Genomic DNA, 12096 nt, shown 5'->3' on the forward strand with positions numbered 1-12096 from the left:
ACAATATTAAGACATCTGCGGCATCCTGAAAGGACTATCATACGGGCGGAAAAGCGTTTTTTGATGACTCCAGAAGTCGAAACCATGGATACGGTGCAGATCAATCCGAAGGCGATCGCCTATACCGACCCTTTGACCGGGCTGGGCAATCGCCGCAGGCTTATGGACAAGATCCGCAAACTCGCCGCCGAACGCGCCGACGACCCCGCGCCCTTTACCATCGGCATCGCCAATATTGACGGGTTCAAGCCGATCAACGATCTTTTCGGCCATGCCGCCGGCGACGAGATCCTGTGCCAGGTGGCCCACAGGCTGCGGGCCTGCCTCCCCGATGGCGGCTTTGTCGCCCGGATCGAAAGCGACGAGTTCGCCTTCGTGCTGCCGCTGGTCTTCGAGAAAAAGGGCGCCGAGAAGATCGGCCGCATGTTCAAGGACGTGCTGTCAGCCCCCTATGATCTCGGCGACCGCAATGTGCGGCTGTCGGCGTCCTTCGGCTTTGCCGTCTATCCCTTTGCTGGTGAGCAATTCGCCGAGTTGCTCAAGAGCGCCGATACCGCGCTCTACCGTTCCAAGCGACGCGGCCGCGGCCAGATCACGGTCTATTCCGAAGAAATCGCCGAAGAGATGCGGCGCGGGACGCAGGTCGAGCAGGCGCTGCGCCGGGCCATCATTGCCGATGAGGTCTCGGTTCATTTCCAGCCCATCGTCAATCTGGCCGATGGAGCCATCCAGGGATTTGAGGCACTGGCGCGCTGGACCGACCGGGAGCTGGGTTCCATTTCGCCCGGCCTGTTCATTCCGCTCGCCGAGGAACGCGGCTTCATTGATTCCCTGACCGAGACCTTGCTCAAGAAGGCGGCCGAAACGGCCAAGCACTGGCCCTCCGACCTGTTCTTGTCGTTCAACCTTTCGTCTGCGCAACTGGTCGACCCGGCAACGGCCTTCAATGTTCTCGCCGTGATCAACCGTGTCGGCTTCGATCCCCGCCGTCTGGAACTGGAAATCACCGAAACCGCGATGATGACCGACCCGGAGGTTGCCGCCAAGGTCGTCAATGAATTGCGCAGCGTCGGAATCCGGGTGTCGCTCGATGATTTCGGTACCGGACAGTCCAGCCTAGGACGCCTGCGCGACTTCGCCTTCAACAAGGTCAAGATCGACCAGAGCTTTGTCAGCGAAATCACCATGGACAAATCGGCCGAGCACATCGTGCGCGCCATTCTGGCAATGTGCGAAGGGCTCAATCTCAAGGTGATCGCCGAAGGTATCGAAACCGAGGAGCAGGCGGCCAAGTTGAGGGAACTCGGCTGCAAGACCGGCCAGGGCTGGCTCTATGGCAAGGCGGTCGACGCGGCAACGGCCATGGACCTGATCGAGGCCCAGGAGAGAGCCCAGGGCAATCCTTCCAATCCCTTCGGTGTCAGTCGCTGATCTCGCGCCCTTCCTTCGTCAGCCAGTCCAGGACCATCTCCGCCTGAGGCGGCAGCGGCTTCGCCTTCGGCCAGATCACATGAAATGCCGCCCCGGTGACGAGTTGATGATCCGTGACCTTCTGAACCAGGCCGGAGCTGATCAGGCGCGTGGTCAGATGGCGCCAGCTTAGCGCGATCCCTTGTCCTTCCATCACCGCCTGGATCACCAGCACATAGTCATTGATCGCAAGGCCGCGGTTTGCCGTGGTGGCATTGACGCCGGCGCTCAGGAACCACTGTCGCCAGTCGCAGGCGCTGCGGAACGGCTCCTCGAGGTGGATCAGCCGGTGCTGGGTGAGATGAGCGACGCTCTCGGGCATGCCGTATTTTTCAAGATAGGCGGCGCTGGCCACGGCCTCGATCACCTCGGGCGCGATCAGCGCGCTGTGATAGTCGGGCCAGTCCTCGGGGCGTCCGCCGCGCACGCCCAGTTCGATGGATTCAGTGGCAATTTCGAGATCCCGGTCAGCGGTCTGGATGCGCAGGTCGACATCGGGCAGATCATCGCGCAGCCGGTGCAGCCGCGGCAGCATCCACAGCGATGCAAAGGCCGTCGACGCCGCCAGCGTTACGGTGTTGGAGCGGCCCCGCGCGCGAATATCCTCGGCCGATTTGCGGATATGACTCAGGCCAAGCGTCACATCCGCATGAAACCGCCTGCCGGCTTCGGTTAGCGACACCGCACGGTGGGCGCGGTTGAACAACGGCGTGCCGAGCTGCGTTTCCAGCGACCGGATCGCGTAGCTCACCGCAGCCTGGGTCATGCCCAGCTCTATGGCGGCTTTGGTGAAGCTCGCATGCCGGCCGGCCGCTTCCAGAACGATGAGATTGCCGGCGGAAGGCAACAGGTGGCGAAGGTTATTCATAAGCTCACCTTATCCAAAGCCCTGAAATTTTCCAGCATTACATCAAGGCATGATGTGCCTAGACTTCGGGTTCGGAGGACGTGCCATGGATGTTGCAGAGATTATCGAGGCGAAGCCGGGAAGACGGCGTGAACGGGCAGGGGGACGCGACGGCCGCCGGGCCGGTCACGGAACCGAACTGCCGCACCGCGCGGCTCCCTATATCATCCGCAACATTCCCACCTACGACATTCTGGGCGAGGACAATCTCCTCAAGATCGAGGCGGCAGCCGACAGGATACTGGCCGAGGTCGGGATCGAGTTCCGCGATGACCCGGTGGCGCTGCAGCATTGGAAAAGGGCTGGCGCCGATGTCGACGGTCTGCTGGTCAGGTTCCCGCCGGGAATGCTGCGCGAGATCTTGAAGTCCGCGCCGTCAAGCTTCACCCAGCACGCGCGCAATCCGGCCAACAATGTTGAAATCGGCGGCAAGAGCGTCGTGTTCGCGCCCGCTTATGGTTCGCCCTTCGTCACCGATCTCGACAAGGGGCGCCGCTACGGCACCATCGAGGACTTCCGCAACTTCATCAAGCTGGCGCAATCCAGTCCATGGCTGCACCATTCCGGCGGCACGATTTGCGAGCCGGTGGATGTGCCGGTGAACAAGCGCCATCTCGACATGGTCTATTCGCATCTGAAATATTCCGATCGCTGCTTCATGGGCTCGGTGACGGCGGAAAGCCGCGCCGAGGAATCCATCGAGATGGCGCGGATCGTCTTCGGCCGCGATTTCGTCGATCGAAATTGCGTCATCCTCGGCAATGTCAACGTCAACTCGCCGCTGGTCTGGGACGGCACCATGACCAATGTGCTGCGTGCCTATGCCCGCGCCAACCAGGCGGCGGTGATCGTGCCCTTCATTCTCGGCGGCGCTATGGGGCCGGTGACCAATGCCGGGGCCATTGCCCAGTCACTGGCCGAAACCATGGCCGGCTGCGCGTTGACCCAGCTTGAGCGCAAGGGCGCGCCGGTGATCTTCGGCAATTTCCTGTCGTCAATGTCGTTGCGCACGGGCTCTCCGACCTTCGGAACCCCCGAACCCGCCATCGGCTCGATGGTGATCGGGCAACTGGCGCGCAGGCTGAATCTGCCATTGAGATGCGCCGGCAATTTCTCCAACTCCAAATTGCCCGATGCGCAGGCGATGAACGAAGGCACCATGTCGATGCTGTCGGCGGTTCATTGCGGCGCCAATTTCATTCTCCACTCAGCCGGTTTCCTCGACGGGCTTTTGTCGATGTCTTACGAGAAATTCGTCATGGACATGGATTTCTGCGGTGCGCTGCACTCCTATCTCGCCGGCGTCGTGGTCGATGACAATTCGCTCGCCATCGACGCCTTTCTGGAAGTGGGGGTCGGCAAGCATTTTCTCGGCTGCGCCCACACCATGGAAAACTACCAGACGGCATTCTGGGATTCGGCAGTCGCCGACAACGAGCCGTTCGAAAAATGGGAAATCGCCGGGCAGACAGATGCGGCAACGCGGGCCAATTTGCGCTGGAAGCAGATGCTGGCCGACTACCAGCCGCCGCCGATGGATGAAGCGACCGACGAGGCGCTGGTTGAATTCGTCGATCGGACCAAAGCCAAACTTGCCGACGCGTGGTATTGAGAACCGGCTACTTACCGGAGTCCTTTTATGGAACTGTCCGGCCTTTGGGCGCCCCTAATGCTCCGGAAATCAGGTCATGGCAAAAATTGACAAAGTTTGTCATCGACTTGTATATTTCGTCAAAGGAGAATTCTCATGGCGACCATGAATGTGTCCCTGCCGGACCGGATGAAAGAGTGGGTTGAATCTCGCGCCGAGACCGGCCGCTACGCCAATGCCAGTGACTACGTGCGCGACCTCATCCGCAAGGATCAGGAGCGCTCCGACAAGATTATTGCCATGCAGCGCTTCGTTGATGAGGGGCTGGAAAGTGGAGCTGGCCGGAGATCCAAAGACAGCCTGTTCGAAGAGGCGCGCGCTCGAATTGCTGCCGGGAGCACGGACTGACAATGGGCTTTCGGCTTACGGTCCAGGCCGAAGACGATATCATCGGCATTGCCGAGGCCGGTCTCAGGCTTTTCGGCGAAACCCAGGCTTTGAGCTACCACCTGCAACTGTTCGAGATGTTCGAATTGATTGCGGCAAATCCGCTAATGGCCCGGGAGCGCCATGAAATCACACCGCCGGTGAGGGTCCATCCATTCAAGGCGCATCTGATCATCTACATGCAGACGCAGAACGATGAAATCCTCATCCTTCGCATTCGTCACAGCCACGAAGACTGGATGGATGAGTGATGATGCGGTTCACGCAGGCGGCCTCGGCGTTTTCCTTTGTCGTCCTCCACCGTTGCTCGTGTTTCGCTCTCAATATCCTGCATCAGAAACTGCCATGATCGTCACTTCTGACGGCTCTATCACAAGCTCGCCCAGCAGCGGCGTTCCAGTCCAGCCCAGTTCCGCCAGATCAAAGCTGCTTGCGCCATAATTGAGCGCGAAGACATGGCCGCCGTGCCGGCGCAGGCGGACGCCGTCATTCAAGTCCCGTGTGACCAGACCGGCCTCCTTGGCGAGGTTGGACAGGACGTTGCGCATCAGGGCCTGATCGGGCCAGCCGCCGAGATAATGCAGATTGCCTTGGTTGACCAAGGCCGGCACACCGTCATCGGCACTCAGAATTGTCTCGGCATCGCTTCCGGTCTCAAGAAACTCTCGCCAGAACTGGAATGTTCCAGTCTCGGTCACTTGCACCGGTGTATCCGCCCGCAAGGTTTCAATGCGGGTGACGCGCATATCTAGGACATCGCGCGGCAGGCCAGGTGGTAGCCCATCGGGAATGGCAAAGTCAGAGGTTTTCGAGCCGGACCGCGGGCCAATCAGCACTTGCCCCTTGCAGTCGCGGATTTCGGCCACAAGATTTTCGGACCAGGTGAACAGTCCGGGAATGACAACCAGCGGGTATCCGTCGAGCTGCGGCGCGCTGGCCGGAATGATGTCCACGGACAGTCCCAGTTTGCGCAGGGCACGGTAGAAGTCGAACACCAGCCGGAAATAGTCGAATTCGCGGCCCTGCGGCTGGATTTCCCAGGCCCAGCCGGAGGGGTAGTCAAAGACAATCGCCACGTCGGCCTTGTCCGGCATCTCATCAAGCACTGTATCCAGCTGTCCGAGTTCGTCGGCTACTCGTGCCGCCTCGTCAAACCCTTCCGCCTCGCTCGAATCCGGCCTCAGCAGGCCGGCATGCATCTGTTCCTGCGCAAACGGCGCCTGCCGCCAGCGGAAATAGCTCACGGTTTCCGCGCCATGGGCAAACGCCTCCCAGCTCCACAACCGCACCATGCCGTCGCGCGGCGCCGGGTTGTGCGGCGCCCAGTTCACCGGGCCGGGCTGTTGCTCCATCACCCACCAGCGGCCCTTCGAGGTGGCACGGTAGAGATCATGGTGAAAGGCCTGGAAATCCGGGTCGCCGGCGCGGGCAAATCTCTGCTTCCACGCGTCCCCCTGGTCGGAGCGGTCCTCGAGAAAGCCGAGCGGATAGGAATCCCAGCTCGAAATGTCGAGATCAGCACCAACATCGAAATGATCGAAGGCCAGCGTCCGGCCCATGAAGTTGTGGATCACGTCCCGCCCCGGCGAATGCGCCCGGATGATGTCAGCCTGCGCCTTGTTGAAACGCACCACCTGGTCAGAGGCATAGCGTCGGAAGTCCATCACATGCGCCGGATTGGCCTCGGTGACTGTCAGGTGGGGCAATTCGATCTCGTCGAAATCCGATACTTCCATTGACCAGAAGACATTGCCCCAGGCCCGGTTGAGCGCGTCAGGGGACTGGTATTTCTGCTGCAGCCAGGCCTGAAACCCACTGCGCGCGGCAGGGGAATAGGACAGCGTGGTGTTGTGGCAGTCATATTCATTGTCGGTCTGCCAGGCGACGACACCCGGATGGGTGCCGAATGCTTTTGCCAGGGCCAGCGTGATCCGCTTGCATTCCTCAAGATAGCCGTCATGGGAAAAATCATAGTGCCGGCGCGAGCCGAATTTCCGCACCAGCCCGTCAGCGCCCACCGGCAGCATGTCGGGCATTTCATCGACCAGCCATTTCGGCGGCGTCGCCGTCGGCGTGCCCAGCACCACTTTCAATTCTGCCGCATGCAGCGTGTCGATTGCGCGCCTCAGCCAGTCGAAATCATAGGCGCCGCGTTTGGGCTCAAGCCGCGACCAGGCAAATTCGCCGATGCGCACGAATGTCAGTCCGAGCGCCGCCATGCGTGCGGCGTCTTCAGCCCATCGGGTTTCGGGCCAATGTTCAGGGTAATAGCAAACACCAAGTGTGCGTTGCATTGCGGCACTTTCTTCAGGGTCAGAGGATATAGTCGGGCTCGAAGCGGCCCTTGACCGGATGCTCGAGCAGGAAGGTCGAACCGGCGCCGGGATCTGCCGCAAGCTGCTCCGCGGACATGTTCTCGCTGGCGGATGTGACCAGCAGGCGATCGGCATCGGGACCGACAAAGGCTGGACAGGTGGTCCTGCCGGCAGGAACCTTGAGCGAGGTGACCCGCTTGCCTTCCGGCGAATAGGCGTCGACGCAGCCGGCGCCCCAGCGCGCGTTCCAGATCATGCCGTCCCGGTCGCAGACCGCGCCATCGAGCCCGCCATCGCCGCCGCGATGATCGAAAAACACCATGGGTTCGCCCACGGGCAGCGCGGTTGCCGGATCGATGGCCACGCGCATCAGCCTGCCGTCCGCCGTGTCGGTGAAATAGGCAATGCTGCCGTCCGGTGAAAAGCAGATCGCGTTGGGGATGGAGACGCTGTCATAGAGCCGGGTCACCACACCGCGCGCCACATGGTAGATTGCGCCCGCGCCGTGTTCGGCGTGTTTGCCCATGGTGCCGAACCACAAGGCCCCGCAGACGTGAACCCGTCCGTCATTGGACCGTGTGACGGCATTGTCCGCCTCAATCGGAGTGATCCTTTCCAGTTTGCCCGTCGCGACATGGCGCAGATGCAAGCCGGTCTCCGTGACAATGACCTGCCGCGCACCGTCAACCCGCGCCAGAACGCTGCCCATCTCCGGCAGTTCGTGGAATGTGGCGCTGTCCGATGCCAGCACATATTCAACGAGCTTGCGCCCAAGAATGTCGAACCACCAGGCCGTCCCGCTATGCGGATCATAGGTCGGCCCTTCGCCCAGAAGGCAGGCGGGCGCGTTGTTCAGTGTCGAGCCTGAATGGAGGACGGTCTCAACGCTCACAGCCCGGCCTCCGCCAGCGCATCAAAGGCCGCAATTGCAGCTTCGCCGCGCCGCGACACCTCCGTGGCATCCATGCCGGCCTTGTAGAGGCTCGAGCCGAGGCCGAAAGTCTTGACGCCGACCGCGGCATAGGCGGCAAAATCATCATTGGAAACCCCGCCCACCGCGCCGACGGGCACATCCTTCGGCAGGATCGCCTTTATGGCATTGATGCCTGATGGTCCAAGCACGCTTGCCGGAAAGAATTTGAGCGCCGAGGCGCCTGCAGCACAGGCGGCGAGCGCTTCGGTCGGCGTAAAGACGCCAGGCATTGTCACCATTCCGTGCGAGGCGGCATGCGCGATCACGTCTCTGTCGACATTGGGACTGACCATCAGGCGGCCGCCGACACCATTGAGCCGGTCAACATCCTCAACGCTCAGCACGGTGCCTGCGCCGATCAGTACATCTTTCGGAGCGCGCTTGACGGCGATCTCGATCGACCGGAACGGATCGGGTGAATTGAGTGGGATCTCGATCGCGGTGAACCCCGCAGCCATCAGTCCGTCGACAATATCGGCGGTCTCTTCCGGCTTGATGCCGCGCAGGATCGCAACCAGGCTGCGCTTCATGGAGGGAAATTTGATCCGTATCATGGGCGTTGTCGATCTCCGCTCGTGTTGGAAAAATGCTGCCAGGATTCAATCAGGCCGCGCCGGACCGCGACGTCCGCATCGATATCGCGCACCGTAACACCGCACTCCGACAGTGCGGCGTGATAAAGCCGCTGCAAGGCGCCGCTTGCCACCAGCCCGATATGTTCACCGCCGCGCACGCCGGCGCCGGAAAATTCCGTTCCGATCAGCAAGCCGGACAGCCGCGCCCGGTTTTCATCCTGTCCGTGATCATACAGCAATTGTCCGGCGCGGATCGAAAACAGATGATGGGTGGTTTTCTCGGGCCGGGTCCAGCCGTCGCGCACACCAGTCAGGAAAGCCGGATCATTCGCATCGACCCCACCCTTGCCGCCGGTCGAGTGCACAAGAATGGTCTTGGCGCTGATCGTGGCAAACAGCTCGCCGGTCATGAAGGTTTCGAACCCGGTGACGCTGGCGCCGTCCATGCTGACCCATTTCGAGTGCGTGCCGGGCATGCAGTAACGGTTTCCGCCCGGCATCTCGAGATGTGCGCCAAGCAATTGTGTTTCCTCGCCACGCATCACATCGGGTTCGCTCACATTGCGCACCGCCAGGCCGGGAAGAATGATGATTTTTCGCGCGGCATCTCTCACCACCGTCGCATTCTGGCCGATGATGGTGAGGTCTGCCGGGATGTCGATGTAACCGGCTTCGACCCATCCCTGCCGCGATCCGGCCATGCCGCAAATCACCACCGGAATATCTTGCGCGACCGCCAAGGTGCTGAGATGGCTTTCCAGCACAAGTTCGAAGCCGCGTGCTGCCACTTCGCTCATGCCCTCATTGCTGCGATGTTCGGCCAGCACAGTGCCGTCCCGGGACATCAACCAGAGCCGGAAGCTCGAGGTGCCCCAGTCGACGGCAACAAGGCAGGGGGTTGTGCTCACATCATGCCTCCGTCGGCAATCAGCACCTGCGCGGTGATCATGCGTGCGGCGCTGGAAGCCAGGAACAGACATGGCCCGACCATGTCCTCGGGCTGGATGGCTTCCTTCAGACACTGGCGGTCGATCATCGCCTTCAAGCCATCCTCCGTCACCCAGAGCTGCTTTTGCCGCTCGGTCATTACCCAGCCCGGCGCAATCGCGTTGACGCGGATGCCGTGCGGACCAAGCCGTCCGGCAAGCCCCTTGGTCAGCCCGACAATGCCGGCTTTTGCCGCGGTGTAGGACGGCATGTTGCCGATATTGAGCATGTAGGACGTCGAGGTGAAATTGACGATGGCGCCATGGCCGGCTTCAATCATGCCCGGCGCCACCGCCTGGGCGGCAAAGGCTGCCGGTCTGAGATTGATTGCCTGATTGGCATCCCAATAGTCGTCGCTCATCTCAAGGAGATCATGGCGGTCGTCGAGTGCGGCATTGGACACCAGCACGGTAACCGCGCCATGAGCCTCATCGGCCTTGGCGCAGGCATTGCGCAACTGGCCGAGGTCGCTGAGGTCAGCCTCCAGAAACAGCGGTGTGTGATCGACCTGGCCGGCAAGCCCGTCAACCAGCGCCTGGCTGGCCGCGACGGCGATATCGATAAAGGCAACCCGCGCGCCTTGCCGGGCAAAGCCCTCGGTCAGGGCCGCGCCGATGCCGGAGCCGCCGCCGGTGATCAGCACCGAAGCGCCCTTAAGGTCGGGAAATATCGTGGTTTGCTCAATCATCCTGCTCTCCTGCGCCGATCCGGCGGCCTTCAATCACGGTCATCGAGGCTGGTTGCGCGTTCGGCAGCCGCAGCCCGTGGTTCATCAGGAAGGTGCCGGACAACCGCACCGTTCCCCCTCGGTCAAGGCGTCGACGACGCGGCGGTTGGCGCGCGGGCTGACATCTTCGGGATTGACCAGTTTGATCTCGTAGACCGCGTCCGGGTCAAGCCCTGCAGCTATCAGCGGCCGCTGGAAAATCTGTGCCGATGCGCCCGCCTGTCCGGCAAACAGGATGAACCGGTCTGCGCCAGAGTCCACCGTCATTTCGGCGAAGACTTCGGTGTCGTCGCTTTCAAGACGGTGCAAGGTGCCCGAAAACAGAAAATCGCGATTCCGCTTCCACCAGCCGGTCACCCGGGAAAGGGTCGCGGCCTCCTCGGAGGTCAATTCGCGCGGATCCATCTCGAAGCCCATGTGCCGCTGCGCCGCCACCCAGGCGCGGAGCGACATCGACAGGATCCGTCCCGAAGTGTGGCAATGGCGCGGGCCGACATGCGAACCCTGAACCTCCGGTGCAATCCAGCGGCTGGCCTCGTGCTGCATGCGAAGCCGTTCCAGCGCGTCGTTGGAATCCGACAGCCAGACCCGGCTGGCAAGCTCCAGAACGCCGAAATCTATACGGCCGCCGCCCGAGGAGCAGCTTTCAAAATCCACATCCGGGTGGGCGCGCACAAGATCGCCGAGCAGCGTCAGAAACCCGCGTGCCTGCTCCGGCCCGCCGCCGGTCAATGGCCGGTTGTGGTCCCATTTGACATAGTCGATGGCATGCGATGACAGGATAGCGTCAATCTGGCCAAACAGATGCGCCCGGACGTCGGCGTTGGCCATGTCGAGCACATGCTGATTGCGGCCGCTGGGCTGATCATCGGGGCCGAGCATGTATTCCGGATGGGTCCGGAACAGGTCGCTGTCACGGTTGACCATTTCGGGCTCGAACCACAGCCCGAAGCGCATGCCCTCGGTATGGACGTGATCGATCAGCGGGCTGAGGCCGTTGGGGAATTTCGCAGAGTCGATCTGCCAATCGCCGAGGCTAGACGTGTCGTCGTTGCGGCCGCGAAACCAGCCGTCGTCGAGCACGAAACGCTCGGCGCCGAGAGCGGCAGCCCGCGAGGCGATGGCTTTGAGTTCGCTGAGGTCATGGCGGAAATAGACCGCCTCCCAGCAATTGTAGTGCACCGGATGCGGTTCGCGTCCGCGCCGCGCATTGACCGGAGCCTGGATGGCGCGCTGATGCCGGTGGAAGGACCGGGAGACACCGTTCAGACCGTCATTCGACCAGGCCAGCAGCAGTTCGGGCGATGCGATGTCGCCTCGGGCCAGGCCATCATCAAGCACACCGAACTGCACCTGCCTGCGCCCGTCGGGCAGTTCCTCGGCCAGCATCCTGTGGCCGCCGCTCCAGGCCAGCGTTGCCGCAAGGCAGGCGCCGCTGTGTTCTCCGGTGGATTGGCTTGCCAGCGTCACGCCGGGAAAATGGGCATGGCCGGTGCGGCCTTCGCGGCTCTCACGGCTATGCGCTCCGATGCAAAACCGGGTTTCCTGACGCTGAAACTCGCCGCACCAACGGCCGGTATGATCGATGATGCGACCCATTCCGGTGGGGGCGGGGACCGCGGGGGCCGCCAGCCAGCTGCAGCTCATCCCCTCGGGCAAGTTCAGCGTCTGTTGCAGATGCAGGATGTCGGTGCCGGGATCGAGCCGGGCCGATATCACAAGCTTCACACCGTCGTCCTTGCCGCGATCGGCAAGCGTGAAGCGGACACCATGGGTGCCGTCGGCATCTGTCGAAACCAGCTTCGGATTGGCCAAATAATCACGGCCATCGGCGTTCTGCAGGATCATGCCCGGATGGCCCTGCCAGCCGGTGATTGCCAGCGGGCACAGCGTCAACGGCTGAAACGGATCGATCTGGCCGGCGCCGACGTTGGGGATGGTGGCAATCGCCAGTGCGGCAAGATCATCCGCGCTTGGCAGTACCGCGCCGAAATGCACAAGGCACGGCACGCCGCTGTCGAAGCTGGCGAAGACGGCCGTGCGGTCACCTCCATCAAGCCGGCACGTGTCGGTGACGGAAAAGTCTGGCATCTCCGCGATTGTC

The 12096-nt window shown here is 62.0% G+C and carries 11 protein-coding genes; 4 read left to right on the plus strand and 7 right to left on the minus strand.

Annotated features, from left to right (window positions below):
* The first annotated feature begins 63 nt into the window (after positions 1–63).
* On the plus strand, positions 64–1431 hold the full coding sequence (locus tag OEG82_RS07910) for a putative bifunctional diguanylate cyclase/phosphodiesterase (RefSeq protein ID WP_267614894.1): 1368 nt from the start codon (positions 64–66) through the stop codon (positions 1429–1431).
* On the opposite strand, the gene OEG82_RS07915 is transcribed toward OEG82_RS07910, so the two are convergent.
* Entirely contained in the window at positions 1421–2338 is a 918-nt protein-coding gene (locus OEG82_RS07915) for a LysR substrate-binding domain-containing protein (protein ID WP_267611885.1), read from the minus strand. The two genes, OEG82_RS07910 and OEG82_RS07915, sit on opposite strands and share 11 nt — an antisense overlap.
* A gap of 85 nt (positions 2339–2423) precedes the next feature.
* Between OEG82_RS07915 and OEG82_RS07920 the strand changes: the two genes are divergently transcribed.
* The 3 genes from OEG82_RS07920 to OEG82_RS07930 all read left to right on the plus strand — a co-directional run bounded on the left by OEG82_RS07920 (position 2424) and on the right by OEG82_RS07930 (position 4666).
* Positions 2424–3989, plus strand: coding sequence for a trimethylamine methyltransferase family protein (locus OEG82_RS07920; RefSeq protein ID WP_267611886.1), 1566 nt, complete (start codon positions 2424–2426; stop codon positions 3987–3989).
* Between the two features lie 135 nt (positions 3990–4124).
* Positions 4125–4376 carry a type II toxin-antitoxin system ParD family antitoxin gene (locus tag OEG82_RS07925; protein ID WP_267611887.1) on the plus strand — a complete coding sequence of 84 codons (252 nt, stop codon included), beginning with the start codon at positions 4125–4127 and terminating at the stop codon, positions 4374–4376.
* Between the two features lie 2 nt (positions 4377–4378).
* Positions 4379–4666, plus strand: coding sequence for a type II toxin-antitoxin system RelE/ParE family toxin (locus tag OEG82_RS07930; RefSeq protein WP_267611888.1), 288 nt, complete (start codon positions 4379–4381; stop codon positions 4664–4666).
* 69 nt (positions 4667–4735) lie between these two features.
* Here OEG82_RS07930 and OEG82_RS07935 read toward each other — a convergent pair whose 3' ends face one another.
* The 6 genes from OEG82_RS07935 to OEG82_RS07960 form a co-directional block, all read right to left on the minus strand.
* Positions 4736–6709 (minus strand): beta-galactosidase, encoded by a 1974-nt coding sequence (locus OEG82_RS07935; RefSeq protein ID WP_267611889.1) that lies wholly within the window; start codon positions 6707–6709, stop codon positions 4736–4738.
* Positions 6710–6728: 19 nt separating this feature from the next.
* Positions 6729–7622, minus strand: a complete 894-nt coding sequence (locus tag OEG82_RS07940) for an SMP-30/gluconolactonase/LRE family protein (protein WP_267611890.1) — start codon at positions 7620–7622, stop codon at positions 6729–6731.
* Positions 7619–8257, minus strand: a complete 639-nt coding sequence (locus tag OEG82_RS07945; RefSeq protein WP_267611891.1) for a 2-dehydro-3-deoxy-6-phosphogalactonate aldolase — start codon at positions 8255–8257, stop codon at positions 7619–7621. The genes OEG82_RS07940 and OEG82_RS07945 overlap by 4 nt, the downstream gene beginning before the upstream one ends.
* Entirely contained in the window at positions 8254–9186 is a 933-nt protein-coding gene (locus tag OEG82_RS07950) for a 2-dehydro-3-deoxygalactonokinase (protein ID WP_267611892.1), read from the minus strand. Before OEG82_RS07950 ends, OEG82_RS07945 begins: the two co-directional genes overlap by 4 nt.
* On the minus strand, positions 9183–9953 hold the full coding sequence (locus OEG82_RS07955) for an SDR family NAD(P)-dependent oxidoreductase (RefSeq protein WP_267611893.1): 771 nt from the start codon (positions 9951–9953) through the stop codon (positions 9183–9185). The genes OEG82_RS07950 and OEG82_RS07955 overlap by 4 nt, the downstream gene beginning before the upstream one ends.
* Before the next feature lie 84 nt (positions 9954–10037).
* Positions 10038–12083 (minus strand): alpha-galactosidase, encoded by a 2046-nt coding sequence (locus OEG82_RS07960; protein WP_267611894.1) that lies wholly within the window; start codon positions 12081–12083, stop codon positions 10038–10040.
* Between the last annotated feature and the right edge of the window lie 13 nt (positions 12084–12096).

The sequence above is a fragment of the Hoeflea ulvae genome (assembly GCF_026619435.1).
GTDB classification, from domain to species: Bacteria; Pseudomonadota; Alphaproteobacteria; order Rhizobiales; family Rhizobiaceae; genus Hoeflea; species Hoeflea ulvae.

What these genes read in the sequence shown, in the direction of transcription:
- OEG82_RS07910 (WP_267614894.1), top strand. Translation starts at nt 64, where the DNA reads ATGACTCCAGAAGTCGAAACCATGGATACGGTGCAGATCAATCCGAAG.
- OEG82_RS07915 (WP_267611885.1), bottom strand. Translation starts at nt 2,338, where the DNA reads ATGAATAACCTTCGCCACCTGTTGCCTTCCGCCGGCAATCTCATCGTT.
- OEG82_RS07920 (WP_267611886.1), top strand. Translation starts at nt 2,424, where the DNA reads ATGGATGTTGCAGAGATTATCGAGGCGAAGCCGGGAAGACGGCGTGAA.
- OEG82_RS07925 (WP_267611887.1), top strand. Translation starts at nt 4,125, where the DNA reads ATGGCGACCATGAATGTGTCCCTGCCGGACCGGATGAAAGAGTGGGTT.
- OEG82_RS07930 (WP_267611888.1), top strand. Translation starts at nt 4,379, where the DNA reads ATGGGCTTTCGGCTTACGGTCCAGGCCGAAGACGATATCATCGGCATT.
- OEG82_RS07935 (WP_267611889.1), bottom strand. Translation starts at nt 6,709, where the DNA reads ATGCAACGCACACTTGGTGTTTGCTATTACCCTGAACATTGGCCCGAA.
- OEG82_RS07945 (WP_267611891.1), bottom strand. Translation starts at nt 8,257, where the DNA reads ATGATACGGATCAAATTTCCCTCCATGAAGCGCAGCCTGGTTGCGATC.
- OEG82_RS07955 (WP_267611893.1), bottom strand. Translation starts at nt 9,953, where the DNA reads ATGATTGAGCAAACCACGATATTTCCCGACCTTAAGGGCGCTTCGGTG.
- OEG82_RS07960 (WP_267611894.1), bottom strand. Translation starts at nt 12,083, where the DNA reads ATGCCAGACTTTTCCGTCACCGACACGTGCCGGCTTGATGGAGGTGAC.